We start from the raw sequence: 19,684 nt of genomic DNA on the forward strand, positions 1-19,684 counted from the left end.
TCGCCGCGCTTTCACAGTCGACTCTTATTTTTGCAAGGTTATTATTTTATGGAACTTTCTGCACTAACCGCAATATCGCCAATTGATGGACGTTACGGCAGCAAATCCGCTGCATTGCGTCACTACTTTAGTGAATTTGGGCTCATCCGCTACCGTGTCGAAGTTGAAGTTCGCTGGTTGCAGCAACTGTCGAACCTTGATGGGGTTAATGAATTGCCTGCCTTTAGTGCAGAGGCTAACCAGTATTTAGATGCCATCATCACTAATTTTTCACAAGACGATGCTCAAGCCATAAAAGACATCGAAGCAACGACTAACCACGATGTGAAAGCGGTTGAATACTTTTTAAAGAATAAGCTCGCTGCACATAAAGAGCTGATTCAATACCAAGAGTTTGTGCACTTCGCCTGTACGTCTGAAGATATTAACAACCTATCTCATGCACTAATGCTATTAAACGGTATTAAATCTGTAATTTTGCCAGAGCTTTTGAATGTATCGAAAGCCATCAAAGAAGTCGCAATTGAACTTGCTGCTGTGCCAATGCTAGCTCGCACTCATGGCCAAACAGCATCACCGACAACCGTTGGTAAAGAGTTTGCGAACGTTGCATACCGATTAGACCGTCAAATTAAACAAGTTCAAGCTATCGAGTATTTAGGCAAAATTAACGGTGCCGTTGGTAACTACAATGCCCACCTAGCGACCTACCCAGAGATAAATTGGGAAGCGAACGCCAGTGACTTTATAACCTCGTTAGGCCTTTCATGGAACCCTTATACAACGCAAATAGAGCCGCACGACTATATTGCCGAGCTCTATGATGCAATCGCCCGCTTTAACACCATTTTAATAGACTTTGATCGTGATATTTGGGGTTACATCTCACAAGGTTACTTTAAGCAGCGTACCATTGCGGGCGAAGTTGGTAGTTCAACCATGCCACATAAAGTAAACCCAATTGACTTTGAAAACTCAGAAGGCAACTTAGGCATCGCCAATGCAATAATGCAGCATTTAGGCGCCAAACTGCCGATCTCCCGTTGGCAGCGAGACCTAACAGACTCAACCGTATTACGCTCTATGGGTGTTGGCTTAGCCCACAGCCTCATCGCTTATCAAGCATCGTTAAAAGGCATCAGCAAACTCCAAGTAAACGAAGAACGCTTAGCCGCGGACTTAGACAACGCCTGGGAAGTAATGGCAGAAGCTATCCAAACGGTAATGCGTCGTTACGGCATCGAAGAGCCGTATGAAAAGCTAAAAGCCTTTACGCGTGGCAAAGCCATTACTAAAGACATGATGGTCGATTTTGTGGGTCAACTAGACCTACCTGAACAAGCCAAGCAAGACCTTCTTGTTATGACGCCTGCTAGCTACATTGGCAATGCTGTCGCTCAAGCTAAAAAGATCTAGCTTCTTTACTACCCCTGCTTTTTATTGCAGGGGTATTTCCCCCGACCTTTCTCGTTGTTTTCTACATTAGCCACTAAAGACTGCTAAAATAACTAAAAACCTACTGGTAATTTGCTATGTCTCAGATTCAAAATTTTGATATCGATGATTTCTTAAGAAACTATTGGCAGCAATGCCCTATGCTCATTCGTGGTGCATTTCCGAAAGTTGAATCTTTGATAGCGGGAGATGACCTTGCTGGCCTTGCAACGGAGCCTAATGCTGAGTCTCGCATTATCAGTTTAGATCGCGCGAAAGATGCATGGTCACTTAAGAATGGACCATTTGATGAAGAGATATGGGCAACTTTAGGTGAAGAAGATTGGACGCTATTGGTTCAAGCTGTAGATCATTGGGATGAAGATATTGCAAAACTGCGTAATTGCTTCTCGTTTTTACCCTCTTGGCGCATTGATGACATTATGGTGAGTTTTGCGACCAAAGGTGGCGGTGTTGGCCCCCATTTTGATCAATACGATGTTTTCCTGATACAGGGGGAGGGTCGCCGGGAATGGAAAATTGGTCAAATGTGTGCCGATGACAGCGAGTTAATTGAAAACCTACCGGTTAAGATATTGGCACAATTTCACGAAGAAGAAGTTTGGGTTCTTGAGCCAGGTGACATGCTCTACTTACCCCCTGCACTTGCACATTGGGGTACCGCATTAGAAAACTCTATTACTTACTCTGTGGGTTTTAGAGCACCTGCTGAGTCAGAAGTAATGATAGATTTTGGCCACTTTTTGTCTAATCATTTATCAGACTTTCAACGCTATACTGATCAGAACATTGAAAATAGATCTGCCTCAAACAGCGAAATTAAAGAATCAGATATCGATCGCATTCAACAAATTATTCGTGGCATTAGTGACGACCGATCATTACTGGCTAATTGGTTGGGCCAGTATATGACGGAACCCAAATACGATGATACCGCAGTAGATTCTGGAGATTGGTCTCTAGAAAAATTTGCCGCCCAATGGCCAAAAACACCGTTAGTTAAGAACACTGCTAGCCGGTTTGCTTATTATGAAGATCGATTACTGGTTGATGGTAGCGAACTCGAAGGCTGCCCTGAGCAAGTCAGTAAAGTGCTCGACCGCTATGATTATTTCCCTTTTGACGCTCAAATCGTCAATGCACACGATTTACTGCCTGCCATTTTTTGTGCGCTAGTGAATTTAGGGGCGTTGTATTTCGATGAGGATAACTAAGTTCATAGCAACGCTTAGTTGCGCATTTACACTCAATACAGCGCTTGCGAGTAATTTGTTTATTTATCTTTCTCCAACGGGTGAACGGGTGGTCACTGACCGCCCAATAAGCCTGGCGGGTTATGAGCTGGAAAACAATAAACTTAATGCAAATTCGGCTGGAACGGCGCTTCGCTATCAAGACAACCAAAAGAATCAAGACTTGATCGAAACGCATATAAATAATGCTGCTTATCTTTACGGTATCGAATCCTCTTTGATCAAAGCCGTGATACGTCAGGAATCTGCCTTTAACATTCAAGCGAAATCTCGAAAAGGGGCGATGGGCTTAATGCAACTCATGCCTGGCACCGCTGCTATTTATAAGGTGTCAGATATATACGACCCTAAGCAAAATATTTATGCTGGCACAAAACATCTTCGTTATTTGTTGCGCAAGTACAACGACACCTCGTTGGCTTTAGCGGCTTACAACGCCGGTGAAGGCGCTGTAAAACGTTTTGAGGGCATTCCGCCCTACCCTGAAACTCAAAACTATGTCGTTAAGGTAATGGCCTACTATGACCACTACCAAAATGGTAATTAGGTGGTTTTAAATTCATTCGCCAAGTTTTGTAACTGCACGGCTAGGTTTGCTTGCTCTTGTGCTGCAGTGGCTATTTGTTGGCCACCTTCAGCAGTAATTTGAGCACTTTCACCAATACCTTGAGCTTTAACCGCAATTTCACTACTAACTAAAACCTGCTCTTCAGCGGCGGTCGCAATTTGAACAGACATTTCAGATATCTGAGCAATCGCTTTTACAACTTCGTTGAGGGAGGCTTTAACGTCATTCGCTTTATCAACACTCAACTCTACTTGACTTCGGCTTTGTGTCATTTGTTCAAAAGCACTATTGCTGTCTTGCTGAAACCTTTCAACCATAATCTCAATTTCTTTGGTTGAGTCTTGGGTTCGCTGAGCTAGTGAACGAACCTCATCGGCAACCACTGCAAAGCCTCGACCCTGCTCACCCGCCCTTGCCGCCTCAATAGCTGCGTTCAATGCTAATAAGTTGGTTTGTTCTGCAATACTTTTAATGACTTCGACAACACTGGAAATATTACCACTACTTTGGTGCAGATCATTTATGCTTTCCGATACAGCGGTGACCGTAACAGACACAGACTCGATCAATTGAGTTGATTCATTTACCATATCGCTGCTTTTTAGAACCATTTCATCTGCTTCTGAAGCGGCATCTGATGTACTTTGAATGTTTTTAGCGACCTCACGAACTGAGGCGCTCATTTCTTCAATTGCACTAACTACTTGGAGAACATCTGCTTGCTGGTGCTCTAACGTCGCTGCGTTTTCTTTTACGGCAATGGTTGATTGTTCAGACGCGGCGGCAAGCTGCTCACTTGAAGACAATATAGTATTCATTGCATTGATGAGTTCTTGCAGCATTAAGTTTAAATTAGTCGCTATACCACCGAGTTCATCATTAGCGACGACGGTTGCTACTTGAGTTAAGTCTTTTTCGACAGCGGACTGCATTGTATCAGTAATAGATCGCACCTGTTTATTTAGGCTTACCACTAATTTATAACTAAAACTACTGGCTGCTAAAACAAGCACTATAGATAAAATCAAATAGAACCAAAGCTTGAAGCTACTGTAACTAACAATTCCATGCCCTAGCGCTAAAATGTCATCTGTTAATGAATTTTCAACAGTTTTCAATAAGTTTATTCTACCTGTTGCCTGTTTAAACCATTCGACAGAATCATAATCCAGGTCTTGGTTTAGGGCGTATTGTCGATAGACATCTACAGCCTCAGAGCTTGGTTTATTCAGTGAATCTAAGTAGCCCGCGACCTGTGCTTTTGTTGCATATATTTGAAAGGTATCAAAATACGTACGTTGCTCTGTGACTAACTCAATAAAACGTTGATACATTGCGGGGGCGAAAGATTTAGCCGCAAATGAATTTGACAGCACGGCACGCTCTATCCCTGCACGCTCTTTACCTTGAAGAAACTCATAATAGGCTGCAAGCGCAATGCTGGTATCGGCATCTTCTGATACGCCAATGGCTTTGCCGGGAACAGATAATAGAATTGAGTTTATGCGCGTGTAATAGTTAATAGCATCAGGAGCCGCAATACTTAGTTCGCTAACACTTGCGCGCAACTTCGGAAGATTAGTCAATAATTCGTTAGCATCGGAAACTAGTGTCCAAATACTCTGGAAGCGAGAAAGTTCGGTCTCGTGATGCGCTATATACTCTTTGAGTTCAGCTAAACTCGCGTCAGTGGCCCCCCTTTGTTTAGCTAAATCTGCACCAAATTCTTTACCTTGAGAACCTAGATAACCTGCCGACGTGCCGCGTTCCTTTTGGAGTTCATGCACTGAACGACTGCTATAGGCAGATAAGTCAATAAAGGCAGAAACACTTTTGGCAGCACTAAGTTCTCTATTAGCGATATCAATTTGACGCCAAGAGAAAAACACTAAGGCAAATAAGGTTGGCACGATCACAAAAAGCAATTTTTGCTTGACGGTCAAAGTCATAAGGCGGCCTCAGAATAATAAAGTTAACTATCTAACCTATCAAATCGGCTAGTTAGTCTTAAACTTTAGTTAAAGATGCAACCTTATACAAATATAAACCCCTCATATAAAGACGTGGGAGACTTTTTAAACTGGGAAGCCGGTTTAGTGTAGAACCTGTTGTCAGTGCTGTTAATGGACGGTATTCGGCTCGTCTTCTTCTGGTTCGAAAGACCCTGTCGCTACCTGAACGCCCGCGCCGATCATTGCTTTGGCGACATCGTGTATTAAGTCGCCTAAATTTTCTTTCGCATCAGCCGAAAACTGGATTTTTACTATTGGTGCACTGTCTTCTTCTGAACTTCTCAAAACGTAAGAGCCATCAGATAGTTGTGCTATTTCCCAAAATTTATTCATAATGTCGTCTTAACAGTACTCGTTTTGAGCCCGTAGATTGTCTACTAGCTCATTAAAGTGATGATACCATTGCTCAATTTCTGGTCTGTCTTGCTCAACCGTTGCAGTAGCAATCAAATTATCTTTAGATATCGGTTTGTCTATTGCGACCGCGTTCATTTGCTGCCAACTCTCGTGCCACGAAGCCAGCCAGCTCGTTGATTGAGCTAGGCTAGCCGTCAGTTGAATGATCATTTGATCTTCAAGCGCTATGGCAAATGGCTGCGTGATCAGGCTAAGAAAATCGCCATCAAGCTTTTTATTGTGGTTGGCTAGCTCGGGTACAACCTCAAGCAAAAGTGAACCTAATGCTCTATTCATCATCAAAACAAAAGACATTTCTAAGGTGTGGTTAACAGAGGCATCTTTTGAGAGTTGCCATTGCGTAAGCAATACCTTGAGGTGCTTCTGGGCCACGTTGGTCGTACCGGTAGGACTCAACATTAGTAGGTCATTCTAAAGCCAATGTGAAACGTTGAATCGATAACGCCTGTTTCTGCTTCTCCGGCTATATTATATTCGCCACGAAGATCATGATAACCAATAAATACTCGCGCTTGCGGCAAGACTTTATAGGTAAGCCGTGCGACCAATTCATTAGACGAGGTTAAATCTCCGAAGCTTAAAATGCTCGGAGAGAAATATGCTTGGCCTTCAAAACCTAAACCATTCATAAAATCTGGCTGCCAGCGCAAAAAACCACCCACGCCCAACCCAACTGCAAAATCAGCAATCTGATTGTTTAGGCCCATGGCTTTAAAGCCCAACCCACCAATCATTTCTTTGTTTGCCATGGTGGCATCGACTGCGTTAAAGCCCACTAAAACGGCTGCACTTTGATTTGTTTCGTTATAAACACCGCCCACAGTGAAGTGTGCGCCTGTTCCAACCATCGCCGCATCGTGCTCGATTCGAACTGAGGTGTTAGATAATCCAAAATCTATTGCGCCACCGGCGGTAGCAGTGCCTGCCATAAATATAACGGCGAATACCGTCGCAATCTTCTTAAACATGGTTGATTCTCCAAAAAACATGCCGCCATTGTAACGAAACAAAGGCGGCATGAGTAGGCATTAGCGTTTAGGCTAGGCCATCATTTCCAGCAATAGCTTATTTAGACGAGTCACAAAGCCGGCGGCATCGTTTAATTGCGTACCTTCAGCTAAGCGAGCTTGCTCAAGCAAAATGCTCGCTAAATCTGCAAATCGCTCTTCGCTTTGCTCTGTTTCTAGCCGTATGACTAATGGATGCTCTGGGTTCAATTCTAAGATTGGCTTAGAATCAGGCACTTGTTGGCCTGCAGATTCCATAATGCGACGCATTTGCGCACCCATGTCATTCTCGCCCACAACAATACACGCTGGGCTTTCTACGAGACGATGCGTCATACGAACATCTTCAACTTCATCGCTAAATTGCGCTTTTATGCGCTCTAACAAGTCTTTATGTTCATCATTGGCTTTTTCTTGGGCTTGCTTCTCTTCTTCGGTTTCGATATCGCCAAGGTCTAATCCGCCACGTGCAACGTCGACTATTTGCTTGCTGTCGAAGTCTTGCAAGTAACCCATTAACCACTCATCAATACGATCGGATAACAATAGAACTTCAATGCCTTTTTTACGGAAAACTTCCAAATGCGGGCTATTTTTAGCCGTTTGATGGTTGTCTGCGCAAACGTAGTAGATTTTTTCTTGGCCTTCTTTCATGCGCTCAATATAAGCGGTTAACGACTGATCTTGCTTGCTTTCACCGGTATGAGTAGAAGCAAAACGCAGTAGTTTGGCAATTTTTTCTTTATTGCCCATGTCTTCGGAAGGGCCTTCTTTTAATACTTGGCCAAACTCATCCCAAAAAGTTTGATACTTTTCAGGCTCTTTTTTAGCCAGTTTACTTAGCATATCTAAAACACGTTTTACTAATGCCGTTTTAATACTCTCGATGGTACTATCGCTTTGCAAGATTTCACGAGATACGTTCAATGGTAAATCGTTTGAATCAATCACACCCTTAATAAAGCGCAGGTAAAGAGGTAAGAACTGCTCAACGTCATCCATAATGAAAACACGGTTAACATAGAGCTTTAAGCCACGAACACGCTCACGGTTCCACATATCGTAAGGAGCTTTTTGAGGAACATATAAAAGACTGGTGTAATCTAATTTACCTTCAACCTTGTTATGACTCCATGAGACGGCATCACCAAAGTCGTGTGAGAGGTGGTGATATAGCTCTTGGTACTCTTCGTCTTTAACTTCGCTACGTGGACGGGTCCACAATGCTTTAGCGCTGTTGACGTTTTCCCATTGAGGTGCATCTACTTCTGCATCTTCTTCGTTTTCTGCAGCGGCCGGCTTTTCCTCAAGCATTTGTACAGGTACAGCAATGTGATCAGAATATTTTTTAACCAGATTACGCAACCGCCAAGTGTCTGCAAATTCAGATTGATCTGCTTTTAAATGCAGCACGAGCTTAGTGCCGCGGCTTGGCAGCTCAATATCGGCTAGGGTAAACTCACCTTCTCCCTCACTACTCCAATGCACACCTTCATTGGCTTCAGTACCGGCCTTACGCGAGTAAACATCAACCTTATCGGCAACAATAAAAGAAGAATAAAAGCCGACACCAAACTGGCCAATGAGTTGAGAATCTTTTTTCTCATCACCCGTTAGGTTTTGAAGGAAATCAGCCGTGCCTGACTTAGCGATGGTACCCAGATTGTTAATGACATCTTCACGGTTCATGCCTATACCGTTGTCTTCGATCGTTAAGGTATTGGCTTCCTTATCTGCACTAATACGTACACGGAAATCAGCACCATCGGCTAATAGCGAGTCATCTTTTAGTGCTTGGAAACGCAATTTGTCACACGCATCCGATGCGTTTGATACCAATTCACGTAAAAATATCTCTTTATTTGAATAAAGTGAGTGAATCATCAAATGAAGCAATTGCTTTACTTCGGTTTGAAAACTTAGCGATTCTTGGTTTGTTTCAGACATAAATCCTTCCTAAATAAGTACTGTATGTATTGCTAGCACTCTTTGTGGGGTTTTTGTGATGAATTTCAAGGTGTTAATTCAATTTCTCGGCCCTTTTGATAGCGTATTTCTTTTGTTTTTTCAGCCTATGGGGCACACTCTACCGTCAAAATAACAAACAAATGCTAGGAAGCACTCGATGAACAACCCCATAACTGTCCCGCCGGTTAAAAAACGCGAAATTTTTGGTTGGGCTATGTACGATTTTGCCAACAGCAGCTACACCACCGTTGTCGTTACCTTTATTTACAGTGCATTTTTTGTCTCTTATATCGTGCCACCTGAATTAGCGCATATGAAGAACACCTTTTGGTCACTGGCAGTGGCCATATCAACCGCATTGGCGATTGTTCTGGCGCCATTAGTTGGCGTACTGTGTGACTACAGCGGTAAAAAGAAGAAGTACCTTGCTGTATGTACCTTTACCTCCATTTTTGCCACAGCAGCTTTGTTTTTTGTAGAGCCTGGGCAAATATGGATTGGGTTAACCTTATTAGTGTTTAGTAATACCGCTTGGATGCTATCGGAATCATTCATTGCCAGCTTCTTACCAGAATTAGCGACCAAGAAAAATATGGGTAAAATCAGCGGCTTCGGCTGGGGCATTGGGTACATAGGCGGCCTTCTCAGCTTGCTAATCATGGCCGGATTTATAACCGCTGATAAAGTAACCGACTTCGACCTCTTCGTTAACCAAAACCAACTTGCCATGGTTTTTATCGCTCTGTTCTACTTTTTGGGCGCCCTGCCAACCTTCTTATTTGTTAAAGAACGCGCCATTGCTAAGCCGGGTTATGAGCAGGCTAGTTTTAAACAGCTGTCAACAGCCGCCGTTAAACGCGTGCTAGACATGAAAAACATCATCGGTGACTACCCTGTGCTATTTAAGTTCTTTCTAGCTTTTATGATGTACAGCGCAGGCATTGCAGTCGTGGTTAAGTTTTTTGGTATCTACGCACAAGAGGAAATCGGCATTAATGGCACCGCTCTATTATTAATTGGCGCAACTCTGCAGGTTAGCTCTATGTTAGGTGCCATTTGCTTCGGTTTTATAGAAGATAAAATAGGCTCTAAACAAACTATTTTCTTATCTCTGGGTTGGTGGATAACCGGAATCTTAGGTATTTATTTTCTAGATCCACTCGTTAGCATGACCGGTATGGAAATAAATAAGTTGTTTGTCGTGGTCGCTTTCATCGCGGGTAGTGCAATGGGTGCTACACAATCTGCAAGCCGTGCGGTGGTTGGCTTATTGGCTAAACCTGAGGACTCAGCCTTGCTATTTGGCTTATGGGGCACCTTTGGCCGGTTTGCAATCATTATTGGTATGACTTTCGGTCCAATTAGCGATTCTATCGGACGTCACAGCGGCCTGCTATTCATTTTGGTGTACTTCATTATTGGCGGTGTGATGTTGGCATTCGTGCCGCTCAACAAGGCCTTAGCTCAACGACATTAGCCAAATAGTGACTTTTGGCGTGGTATTTCGACTTGAATTAGCCACGCGTAGCGCCCATGATCTGTATATCTACATTTATTAATAGGGTTCTATTTTGTTCCAATTCCAGTTTAATCAACGTCCACCGTGGCAGCGTGCCATAGCCTTAGTGCTGTCAATTGTCATCGTCGCTACGCTTTTTTGGGTCGGTCTCGTTGTTGTGCTTGGTCTTGCTGTATTTGCTATTGTAATGGCTGTTATTAACAAAATTAAAATTGCGATTACTGGGCGCCCTCTATTTACGCCGCCTCAGCATTTTCATCGCTATCAATCACAATTCAAACAGTCCAACGTTATCGAAGGTGAAGTCGTTTCTAAAGACACTGAGCCTAAAGACTAAACAACATAACGCATGCGTAAACGCTGCATGCGCCTTATTACTTAAAGTCGCATCGTAATTTTGGTTTTTTTAGATTATATTAAAAAGAAAAAAATGACCGACGCGACCGATTTACTCAGTTCAGCTAAAGCCCAATACTGGCAAAGACATTCATCAACATGGATCTTGGCATTTACACTGTGCATGTTGTCACTCGCTATGCTCTATCAATTCGGCTATTTGCGTGCATTACAGCGCCTTACCGTAACTACAGAGCAAGATGTAAACCATCAGTTAGAACTTCAGGTTCAAATTCTCGAAAGCCACCTAGAAAAATACCGACTACTTCCCGTACTTATGGGCCAACATGGTGACAAGTCAAGCTGGAAAGATTCTGACCCTGCCTCAAATGCAACTCAGCTATGGTTACGGCAGCTAAATTACCTTTCCGGCTCATTTGATACCCTCATCCTCAGTACTCAGGGCGAAATAATTGCTTCGGCACAAGATTTAAATAAACGATTCTACAACTCAAGTTTACTAAGGGCACTCACTGTAGCGCCCAAAGAAGGACGACTAGGTAGGCAATATTTTAATATAGACGAGAATCACTCCCTATATGCATTTTCTTCTTTTATTCAAGCCAACGCGGAACCCATTGGCATTTTAGTTTTTATGGTAAATTTAGAGCCCGTTGCACAGTCTTGGGCTATTGCTACCGCAAAACTTATAGCCACGGATGACAAACAACGTGTGGTGCTGGCCAGTAATGCCGCTTTAATTGGTACTACGCTCATTGAATCCAAGCAACTAAAGCGAAAAACCAACCAAGTCGTGTCGAGTGTTCAACTAAACACCGTAGGCTGGACAGTAACGGCCCATGCCAGTATCGACAATAAATCAATTGCCAGGTTAACTATATTAACGGCGTTATTGGTTTGCCTGATTATAATTTCTATTTTTACTTTGTTTGTTCGTCGTAGAGAAAAGCTAATTTTGATTCAGCAAAAAGACCTTCTGCATGCCCAGGAATTAGAGCAAAAAATTTTAGTGCGAACCTCCGAATTACAGCAAACAAATAAACTATTAAGTCAGGAGGTTAACGACCGACGAATGGCAGAAGAGCAATTAAAAACAACGCAACAGGAACTCATTCAGTCAGCAAAAATGGCAGCTATTGGCCAAATGAGCACAACCTTAAGTCATGAATATAATCAACCATTGGCCACTATGCGCACTTACGCTGAAAATGGCATTAAGTTTTTAGCACTGAATAAAATAGACAGTGTTGCTGATAATTTAGACAGAATTATTCAACAAACAGATCGGTTGGGTAACCTCTCTCGAATACTCATGTCATTCGCCCGTAAGCCGTCTGACCAGTCTGATAATATCAATATTCATTCCTGTGTCGAAGAATCGTTTATGTTAGTCCGGCCGAGAGTGAAAGCAGCGTCCCTTTCGCTTTCTCACAACATTGCAGAAACAGATACAGCGTACGGCAACTCTGTTCAGATAAGTCAGGTTATTTTAAACTTATTAACCAATGCGATTGATGCGATTAACGACTCTGACTTGGTGAACCAATCACACCGAGTCATGGTTAGCTATCAACGCAATACCCACTATGTCTCAATATCAATAGAAGACAGCGGCCCTGGTGTGAGCCTAGAAAACCAAATCCATATTTTTGAACCCTTCTATACTTCTAAGCAAGCTGGCGCAGGCTTAGGCTTAGGCTTGCCTATCGTGAAGGACATCATGAAAGAGCACCGTGGTAATATATACCTAACCCAATCGAGCTTAGGTGGCGCCTGCTTTACTATTGAACTGCCCAATAAGCCTAATAAGAGTAAAACGCCTACATGACCAATACCTTAGACCACACAAGCCAAGCCACTGTCTGGCTCACCGATGATGATGGCGACCTAGTACACGCACTGCAACAGGGTCTTGAGTTAGAGGGCTTTAATGTACGCTCTGACCTAAGGGCTCGTGATGTACTTAGCCACTTATCTCGCGACAGTTATAGCGTAGTCATCAGCGATATAATGATGCCCGATTTAAACGGCATGGATTTTATGTCCAAAGTGGTCGAATTAGATGCTTCTATTCCTGCAATTTTAATGACCGGTCACGGCGATGTTCCCCTTGCCGTCGAAGCGATTCAGAAAGGCGCTTATGACTTCTTAGAAAAGCCTTTCCCCATTTTACGGCTAATCGAAGTTGTTAAACGCGCAATCGAAAAACGCCGACTGGTATTAGAAAACCGAAGTCTACGTGAAACCATTGATGACCATGATCCAATCAGCCAACGTCTTGTCGGGCGTTCACCGGGAATTGAGTTACTCAGAGAGCAAATCATTGCTCTGTCAAACGCGAATGTTGATAGTTTAATTATTGGTGAAACGGGGTCCGGTAAGGAAGTCGTTGCACGCGCAATCCACGATTTTTCACTTCGCAAAGACAAGCCCTTCGTCGCGATAAACTGCGCGGCGATTCCAGCAAACATAATTGAAAGTGAGCTCTTTGGCCATGACGTCGGCGCTTTTACCGGTGCAACCAAAAAACGAATCGGTAAGCTTGAGTACGCCGCCGGCGGTACGGTATTTTTGGACGAAATAGATTCAATGCCCCTCGATTTACAGGCCAAAATTTTACGAGCTATAGAGCAACGTACCATTGATCCGCTCGGCTCAAATAAAACTGTCGAGTTAGATGTCACTTTTATTGCAGCTACAAAAGAAGACTTAGAAGATTTATCAAATCTTAGCCAGTTTAGAATCGACCTCTATTATCGTCTTAATGTTATTCGGTTTAACATTCCGCCTTTAAGAGAACGAAACGAAGATATACCGTTGCTGTTTTTTCACTTAGCCAGAATTGCACGCAGTAAATATAGGCGAGATATACCAGACATTTCACCATCTCTAGTCGAGCAGCTATGCAGCTACCCTTGGCCAGGAAATGTTCGAGAGTTAAGGAATTACGCGGACCGCTTTGTATTAGGCATGTGGAACGGTTTTGTTGACACTTCTGAAGAAAAACTAAGTGGCGATCTTAATTCACGGTTACAACAGTATGAAAAAACAGTAATTGAACATGAATTGATTAAAAATGGCGGATCCTTAAAGCAAACCTACCAATCTCTAGGGCTGTCTAGGAAAGGTTTATACGACAAGATAAAACGACTCTCTATCGACGTATCAGACTTAAATGATAATGAAGATCTAAATGGGTAGTCAACTACCCATTACAAGTTTCATACACAACCAAAGTGTGCACCGCGCTACTCACGCCAGAGCCTAAAATATAGGCTCAGTCAGCGCCTCCCTTTTGGTATTGGGCTTCGAGCATGATTTTTATTTCTGGCATTAACATTGCTAAAGTAAACCCAGATTCGACTGTTTTAACCACTGATCGAGTCATACCAACAAAAATAAAAGGGTTTAACAATGACTATAAAAAAATTAGTACACTTCATTGCTGCTGTAACTTTAGGTGCCACTGCATCATACTCAGCTGCAAATTGCGATTCTGGCGAAACAGTTGTAAAACTTAGCCACGTGACTGGTGGTACAACTCATCCAAAAGTTGTTGCTGCAAATAACTTTGCTGAACGAGTCAACACAGAGCTTAATGGTAAAATGTGTGTTGAAGTTTACCCTAACAGTACTCTGTTTGGAGACAGTAAAGAGCTGGAAGCACTTCTACTAGGCGATGTTCAACTCCTTGCACCTTCACTATCAAAATTCGGTTCTTATACTGAAAAATTTGGTGTGTTCGACCTTCCCTTTATCTTTAGGGATATAGATGCTGCCATTCGATTCACACAATCAAATGAAGGTAAGGGTCTATTGAATGAAATGGAAAATGTGGGTTTCGTTGGTTTAGGTTATTGGATGTCTGGCATGAAGTATTTCTCTGCTAATAAACCACTCATTGAACCGACCGACTCTGCTGGTTTGAAATTCCGTGTTCAAACTTCAGACGTTGCGAAAGCCATGATTAAAGCAATGGGAGCTTCACCACAACCAATGGCGTTTGCTGAAGTTTACGGTGCGCTACAAACGGGTGTTGTAGATGGTCAAGAAAACACCTGGTCTAATATTTACACTCAAAAATTCTTTGAAGTTCAAGACTCAGTCACCGAAACCAACCATCAGTTGTTAGCTTATTTATTCATGACATCTAAAGAATTTTTAGACAGTCTGGATGCCGATGTACGAAATCAGTTCATTGAAATCGCGAATGACGTAACACTTCAAGCAAACCTTGAAGTAAAAGAAAAAGAAGCTTATAACCGCCAGAACATCCTCAATGCGGGTGGTGTTATCAACGTACTAACGCCAGAACAGCGTACTAAGTGGGTAGATTCAATGAAACCTGCTTGGGGCCAGTTTGAAAAAGCCATTGGTAAAGATTTAATCAATGCTGCTGCAGGTTCTTAATCTAAACTGAGAAGACCTTAACCGACACATGGATGTGTCGGCCGTACTTTTGGCACAACAAAACTCAAAAACAAAAAACGACGAATGGTGCTCAAACGTCCCATTCTACTTCTGCGTGATCTAATCAGAATAATTAGGAGCTGCCATGTCGACCTATTGGCCTCATCTCATTTTACTACTATTTGTAGCCATTCTATGGCTGCTTGAAATGCGTTTTTACAAGGTAATGCACCGCTTAGAAGAAAACTTTTTAATACTTATTATCACATCAATTATGGCGGTATCTTTTGTTCAAGTTGTAGCTCGTTATGGCTTCAATACTGGTTGGTCCGCTGCGTTAGAATTCAATACAAACATGTTTTCCTGGCTAATCCTGTTCGGAATGAGCTATGGAATAAAAACGAATCTACACCTCGGTGTTGATATATGCTTGAAGGCGCTTCCAAAACCTTTAGAGAAAATAGTGAGTTTATTCGGTGCTGTATGCGTCATTGCATATGGACTTATTCTTCTCGACAGCGTTTGGGTTGCAATGCTCGGAATTGATGTTCGTGGCGGTGCCATTGAATACTGGGCAAAAATGTATCAAATTGGTATTGGTGCAGAAGAACTGCGTTATCCAGCCTGGGCTCAAGAGATTTTTGGCGTTCAAAACCGCGTCCACCGTTGGATAGTTCTATTAGCACTACCGATTGGTCTAGCACTTCTGGTACTTCGCGGCACTCAAGCTTTTGTCGATATTCTAACCGGCAAACGCAAAGCACTTATCAGTGCGCATGAAGCTGAAGATTTAGTCGAAGATAATAAAAATATTTTGGCGGGAGATTAACATGGACGCACTCATTCTATTTTCAATGGTCCTGGGATTACTCTTTGCTGGTGTACCGGTTGGAATTTCACTTGGTTTATCATCAATACTATTTGTTACTTTTATTTCACACGCATCACTTTCATCTGTCGCTATTTCTCTTTTTGGCGTTGGCAACCACTATACGTTACTTGCTATTCCATTTTTTGTTTTGGCATCGGCCTATATGTCAACTGGCGGTGTTGCAAAACGGCTAATTGATTTTGCAATTGCATCAGTTGGCCATTTTCGTGGCGGCTTAGCCATGGCATCTGTTTTGGCGTGTATGATGTTTGCAGCTTTATCTGGCTCCTCTCCTGCAACGGTTGTTGCTATTGGCTCTATTGCTATCGTGGGTATGCGCCAAGTAGGCTATAGCAAAGAGTTTGCATCGGGGATTATTGCCAACGCTGGAACACTGGGTATTTTAATTCCGCCTTCAATTGTTATGGTTGTCTACGCGGCGGCAACTGACGTATCTGTCGGTCGGATGTTTTTAGCGGGTGTTATCCCAGGCATTATAGCTGGCCTAATGCTGATGATTGCAATTTATATTGTCGCGCGTCGAAAAAACTTACCTTCTGAAGAGTGGAAAGGTATTTTACATTGGCTACACGCCGCTAAAAAAGCAGTCTGGGGACTATTTCTAGTTGTCATCATCATGGGTGGAATCTATGGTGGCGTATTTACACCAACAGAAGCAGCCATAGTTGCAGCCATATATTCAATGCTTGTCGCCCTATTTATTTATCGGGATATGGGTCCTCTAGAAGGTATACCTTGGATAGAAGAATCAGACGACACCATTGCTAAATTTGGTTTCCAGTCCTCTGCATACGCCGTTTCTTTTTTTGTTATTGCAACGATGATTACGTTCTTCTCTGTTGGTAATGACGACTTAGGGTTTCAAGCCAAGCATTGGATTAATATTGCAATCGGAAGCACCGCTGTCCTAATTGCCTACTATCATTGGCGAAAGTTTAAAGGTGTTACATTTACGACGGCAATGACTGGGGCAACGCGAATTTGGGGGCGAAACTTATCGCTACTCATTCGCAACTTTTTACCTAGTATATTTGGTGGGCAGTCACGTGACGTTATTTTAGATGGCACTAAAACAACCGTCATGCTCATGTTTATTATTGCAAATGCACTATTATTTGCGCATACCCTATCTGCAGAACGTATACCTCAATTAATCACCGAATGGATGTTAGGTATTGGCTTCAACTGGTTTACTTTCCTAATTGTGGTTAATATTTTACTTCTAATTGGTGGTCAGTTTATGGAGCCTTCTGGTCTATTAATGATTGTTGCGCCGGTTGTGTTTCCAATTGCAATGGAACTGGGTGTTGATCCAATTCACTTAGGAATAATGATGGTGGTCAACATGGAAATAGGCATGGTTACCCCACCCATAGGGCTAAACCTATTTGTGACCTCCGGCATTACCGGAATGAGTTTATCTCAGGTTGTTCGGGCGGCACTGCCATTCGTAAGTGTATTAATGGTATTCCTCATACTGATTACCTATATTCCAATTATCTCAACTTGGCTTCCATACCTCATCATGGGACCAGAAATTATAATTAAATAGTTACTTAAAATGAGTAATGTGAGCACTCCTTTGGAGCTGCTCACCATTTTGTAATTTTATGATTCCATTCGTTTAGTAAAAGTGTATCTTAAAGTGACCTATTGAAACTTATTGGTCAGATACACTATGAATCAATTTACTGCCAACCTGTTAACCATTGTGCCCGTTTCATTAACGTTCATTCTAGCCACCTTGACTATCTTTGCTGTACGTTCAATTTTGAGCCGTAAATGGGAAAGTCAGCCTAATTTATCGTTCCAATTGCCGCTTATAATCCTCGGGCTCATTATTTTGAGCTTACTAGCAATCATCCTTGCCTTACCTGTAAGCGATACTCTCAGAAGCCAGTTACTGAGTTTGTTTGGTATTGTCATAAGTGCCGCTATTGCGCTCTCTTCTACTACTTTCATAGGTAATATTCTTGCCGGTATCATGTTAAGAATAATTAAGAGCGCACGACCAGGTGACTTTATAACGATAGATGAAATCACCGGCAGAATTACCGAAATGGGCTTGTTACATACCGAGATCCAAACGGAAGACCGCGACCTAGTTACTTTGCCGAATACCTCGATGGTTACTCAAGCCATTAAGGTAGTTCGATCATCAGGGACCATTATCTCGGCAGAGGTTTCTTTAGGATATGACATTTCACGCATCACGATTCAATCTTGCCTGCTAAGAGCCGCTGAAAAAGCAGGCTTACAAAATGGCTTTGTCCAAGTTAGAGAGCTGGGTGACTATTCTGTGCTTTATCGGGTGGCTGGGTTAAAAGAAGAGGTAAAAGGCCTAATATCGGCCCGCTCAAGCCTCAGAGAACAAATTTTAGATGAACTGCATGCAGAAGGCATTGAAATAGTATCCCCCACCTTTATGAACACAAGAGTGCTCGATGCAAATGCGCCCATTATTCCTAAAAAGATATTCGATAACCAATTAAAAGAAGCCTCCCAGCAAGAAGATTTAGCGTTTGATAAAGCGGAAGAGGCGGCTACGTTAGAGGAATTAAAAGGGGTGCTTAGTGAAACAGAGGTCGCAATACAAGAACTAGACGATTCAAATGATGACAATAAAGATGAACAGCAAATTCACTTACGCAGTAAAAGAGAAGACCTAATAAAACGAATTGAAACTGACGCGCTGAAGCTTAAAGAAGATTAATATTGCATCTAAACAACTTAGCGCTTTTTATTCAGTTTCATCCTTTATTGTAATAAGTTTTCTAACTCAGGACTTTTTACTCTCATAGCATGCGCCATTACTTGCTCATAACGACCTTTGTAATCAACTTCAACGCAACTCTCTGAGTAGCAATTATCATTGCGAAGCAGAGATAGTAAAATCCAGGGTAAGTCATAATGACTAACCTGTTTATCAATATGAACAGGCATGCCTCTATCCCATAGATAATAAACATTGGTATAAATGTTTGGATACCCGCGCTCAAGGTAATAATTTGTTGAACCTGACGTTAAAGGCAAATGATCACTAACCACTAAAATCACTGCGCTAGGATCTCGCTCAATTATTTCCTTAACATTTTGTTCAATAACGCGTACACGGTAGTAATACTGATTTACAATATTTTGAATATTCTCAAATTCAGTACCATCGAGACTAACGATCTTTGGAAAACGTTCGGAATCTATATAGAAATTATAATGCCCGTAAACACCCAACATATAATTTAATCCAACAGAGGCATCTGCCACCGTATTTAAGAAATACTGATTAGCTTGTTCAAAAAAATCTCCATCGTACATATACTCTCCACTTGTTTTTGTGAAGTTTACTTGCAAGTGTGTATCAGAGCCACTGGCGTACTCTTTTGGAAAATAAATATCAGTAAAGCCAACGCCTTCATACCCTTTAACCTGGTTAAAATAGGAAGGTTTATAGGCATTTTGAGCGACCGTCCTATAGCCAACAGTACCCAGCCATGTGCCGAGACATGAAGTACTTGCGCCACCAAAACTATTAAATTCAATAGTACCAACGAGTGCCTTAGCGGGTACGCCACATAAAATTTCAAATTCTGCTTGAGCTGTCGAACCTCCATAGACCGGCGATCGAGATAGGTTTTTAAACGCCTGTAAATCTCTCATCCATGGTGTTAAATAGTCTTCAGGAAGCTCTAGTTTAGGAAATAATGTAGGGTCTATAAATGATTCCATAACCATTATATAAATATTACGCGGCTCAATATTTTGGAGTGATGATTTGATACTAACAATATCATTTTTTAACCAATCTTTATCTGGAACTATTTGGTTC

17 protein-coding genes are annotated in these 19,684 nt (G+C 42.2%); 11 read left to right on the forward strand and 6 right to left on the reverse strand.

Annotated elements, in window-relative coordinates; translation table 11 throughout:
* Nucleotides 1-48: 48 nt before the first annotated feature.
* The 3 genes from purB (at nt 49) to ACI882_RS14960 (ending at nt 3,255) form a co-directional block, all read left to right on the forward strand.
* Nucleotides 49-1,416, forward strand: coding sequence for an adenylosuccinate lyase (purB, locus tag ACI882_RS14950; protein ID WP_411744287.1), 1,368 nt, complete (start codon nt 49-51; stop codon nt 1,414-1,416).
* A 116-nt stretch (nt 1,417-1,532) separates the two neighbouring features.
* Nucleotides 1,533-2,669, forward strand: coding sequence for a JmjC domain-containing protein (locus ACI882_RS14955; RefSeq protein WP_411744288.1), 1,137 nt, complete (start codon nt 1,533-1,535; stop codon nt 2,667-2,669).
* Nucleotides 2,656-3,255 carry a lytic transglycosylase domain-containing protein gene (locus tag ACI882_RS14960; protein ID WP_411744289.1) on the forward strand — a complete coding sequence of 200 codons (600 nt, stop codon included), beginning with the start codon at nt 2,656-2,658 and terminating at the stop codon, nt 3,253-3,255. The genes ACI882_RS14955 and ACI882_RS14960 overlap by 14 nt, the downstream gene beginning before the upstream one ends.
* On the opposite strand, the gene ACI882_RS14965 is transcribed toward ACI882_RS14960, so the two are convergent.
* From ACI882_RS14965 to htpG, 5 genes are all read right to left on the reverse strand, one after another.
* On the reverse strand, nt 3,252-5,225 hold the full coding sequence (locus ACI882_RS14965) for a methyl-accepting chemotaxis protein (protein ID WP_411748528.1): 1,974 nt from the start codon (nt 5,223-5,225) through the stop codon (nt 3,252-3,254). The genes ACI882_RS14960 and ACI882_RS14965 overlap by 4 nt on opposite strands.
* A gap of 171 nt (nt 5,226-5,396) precedes the next feature.
* A complete protein-coding gene (locus tag ACI882_RS14970) occupies nt 5,397-5,621 on the reverse strand; it encodes a hypothetical protein (RefSeq protein ID WP_411746202.1) in 225 nt (74 codons plus the stop codon).
* A gap of 9 nt (nt 5,622-5,630) precedes the next feature.
* The gene (locus ACI882_RS14975; RefSeq protein ID WP_411746203.1) at nt 5,631-6,104 is read right to left on the reverse strand and encodes a DUF6586 family protein; all 474 of its coding nucleotides are present in this window, start codon (nt 6,102-6,104) and stop codon (nt 5,631-5,633) included.
* Entirely contained in the window at nt 6,104-6,673 is a 570-nt protein-coding gene (locus tag ACI882_RS14980) for a YfaZ family outer membrane protein (protein WP_411746204.1), read from the reverse strand. The genes ACI882_RS14975 and ACI882_RS14980 overlap by 1 nt, the downstream gene beginning before the upstream one ends.
* A 72-nt stretch (nt 6,674-6,745) precedes the next feature.
* Nucleotides 6,746-8,659 carry a molecular chaperone HtpG gene (gene htpG / locus ACI882_RS14985; protein WP_411748529.1) on the reverse strand — a complete coding sequence of 638 codons (1,914 nt, stop codon included), beginning with the start codon at nt 8,657-8,659 and terminating at the stop codon, nt 6,746-6,748.
* 178 nt (nt 8,660-8,837) lie between these two features.
* On the opposite strand from htpG, the gene ACI882_RS14990 reads away from it, so the two are divergent.
* The 8 genes from ACI882_RS14990 to ACI882_RS15025 all read left to right on the forward strand — a co-directional run bounded on the left by ACI882_RS14990 (nt 8,838) and on the right by ACI882_RS15025 (nt 18,571).
* On the forward strand, nt 8,838-10,157 hold the full coding sequence (locus ACI882_RS14990) for an MFS transporter (RefSeq protein WP_411745427.1): 1,320 nt from the start codon (nt 8,838-8,840) through the stop codon (nt 10,155-10,157).
* 94 nt (nt 10,158-10,251) lie between these two features.
* Entirely contained in the window at nt 10,252-10,536 is a 285-nt protein-coding gene (locus tag ACI882_RS14995; RefSeq protein WP_411745426.1) for a hypothetical protein, read from the forward strand.
* A gap of 93 nt (nt 10,537-10,629) precedes the next feature.
* Complete coding sequence (locus tag ACI882_RS15000) at nt 10,630-12,384, forward strand: sensor histidine kinase (RefSeq protein WP_411745425.1); 1,755 nt, start codon at nt 10,630-10,632, stop codon at nt 12,382-12,384.
* Nucleotides 12,381-13,757, forward strand: coding sequence for a sigma-54-dependent transcriptional regulator (locus ACI882_RS15005; protein WP_411745424.1), 1,377 nt, complete (start codon nt 12,381-12,383; stop codon nt 13,755-13,757). The genes ACI882_RS15000 and ACI882_RS15005 overlap by 4 nt, the downstream gene beginning before the upstream one ends.
* A 219-nt stretch (nt 13,758-13,976) precedes the next feature.
* Nucleotides 13,977-14,966: a TRAP transporter substrate-binding protein gene (locus ACI882_RS15010; RefSeq protein ID WP_411745429.1), complete on the forward strand. Its 990-nt coding sequence runs from the start codon at nt 13,977-13,979 to the stop codon at nt 14,964-14,966.
* Nucleotides 14,967-15,111: 145 nt separating this feature from the next.
* Complete coding sequence (locus tag ACI882_RS15015; protein ID WP_411745423.1) at nt 15,112-15,795, forward strand: TRAP transporter small permease; 684 nt, start codon at nt 15,112-15,114, stop codon at nt 15,793-15,795.
* A gap of 1 nt (nt 15,796) precedes the next feature.
* Nucleotides 15,797-17,410, forward strand: coding sequence for a TRAP transporter large permease (locus ACI882_RS15020; protein WP_411746954.1), 1,614 nt, complete (start codon nt 15,797-15,799; stop codon nt 17,408-17,410).
* A gap of 126 nt (nt 17,411-17,536) precedes the next feature.
* Nucleotides 17,537-18,571 carry a mechanosensitive ion channel family protein gene (locus ACI882_RS15025; protein ID WP_411746955.1) on the forward strand — a complete coding sequence of 345 codons (1,035 nt, stop codon included), beginning with the start codon at nt 17,537-17,539 and terminating at the stop codon, nt 18,569-18,571.
* Between the two features lie 44 nt (nt 18,572-18,615).
* Here the strand turns inward: ACI882_RS15025 and ACI882_RS15030 are convergent.
* A partial coding sequence (locus ACI882_RS15030) for a sulfatase-like hydrolase/transferase (protein ID WP_411748530.1) occupies nt 18,616-19,684 on the reverse strand: 1,069 nt, incomplete at its 5' end.

This window comes from Reinekea sp., assembly GCF_046710285.1.
Lineage (GTDB): Bacteria > Pseudomonadota > Gammaproteobacteria > Pseudomonadales > Natronospirillaceae > Reinekea.

What these genes read in the sequence shown, in the direction of transcription:
- ACI882_RS15000 (WP_411745425.1), top strand. Translation starts at nt 10,630, where the DNA reads ATGACCGACGCGACCGATTTACTCAGTTCAGCTAAAGCCCAATACTGG.
- ACI882_RS14970 (WP_411746202.1), bottom strand. Translation starts at nt 5,621, where the DNA reads ATGAATAAATTTTGGGAAATAGCACAACTATCTGATGGCTCTTACGTT.
- ACI882_RS14955 (WP_411744288.1), top strand. Translation starts at nt 1,533, where the DNA reads ATGTCTCAGATTCAAAATTTTGATATCGATGATTTCTTAAGAAACTAT.
- ACI882_RS15025 (WP_411746955.1), top strand. Translation starts at nt 17,537, where the DNA reads ATGAATCAATTTACTGCCAACCTGTTAACCATTGTGCCCGTTTCATTA.
- ACI882_RS15015 (WP_411745423.1), top strand. Translation starts at nt 15,112, where the DNA reads ATGTCGACCTATTGGCCTCATCTCATTTTACTACTATTTGTAGCCATT.
- ACI882_RS14975 (WP_411746203.1), bottom strand. Translation starts at nt 6,104, where the DNA reads ATGTTGAGTCCTACCGGTACGACCAACGTGGCCCAGAAGCACCTCAAG.
- ACI882_RS14960 (WP_411744289.1), top strand. Translation starts at nt 2,656, where the DNA reads ATGAGGATAACTAAGTTCATAGCAACGCTTAGTTGCGCATTTACACTC.
- ACI882_RS15005 (WP_411745424.1), top strand. Translation starts at nt 12,381, where the DNA reads ATGACCAATACCTTAGACCACACAAGCCAAGCCACTGTCTGGCTCACC.
- ACI882_RS14980 (WP_411746204.1), bottom strand. Translation starts at nt 6,673, where the DNA reads ATGTTTAAGAAGATTGCGACGGTATTCGCCGTTATATTTATGGCAGGC.
- ACI882_RS14990 (WP_411745427.1), top strand. Translation starts at nt 8,838, where the DNA reads ATGAACAACCCCATAACTGTCCCGCCGGTTAAAAAACGCGAAATTTTT.
- purB (WP_411744287.1), top strand. Translation starts at nt 49, where the DNA reads ATGGAACTTTCTGCACTAACCGCAATATCGCCAATTGATGGACGTTAC.
- htpG (WP_411748529.1), bottom strand. Translation starts at nt 8,659, where the DNA reads ATGTCTGAAACAAACCAAGAATCGCTAAGTTTTCAAACCGAAGTAAAG.
- ACI882_RS15020 (WP_411746954.1), top strand. Translation starts at nt 15,797, where the DNA reads ATGGACGCACTCATTCTATTTTCAATGGTCCTGGGATTACTCTTTGCT.
- ACI882_RS14965 (WP_411748528.1), bottom strand. Translation starts at nt 5,225, where the DNA reads ATGACTTTGACCGTCAAGCAAAAATTGCTTTTTGTGATCGTGCCAACC.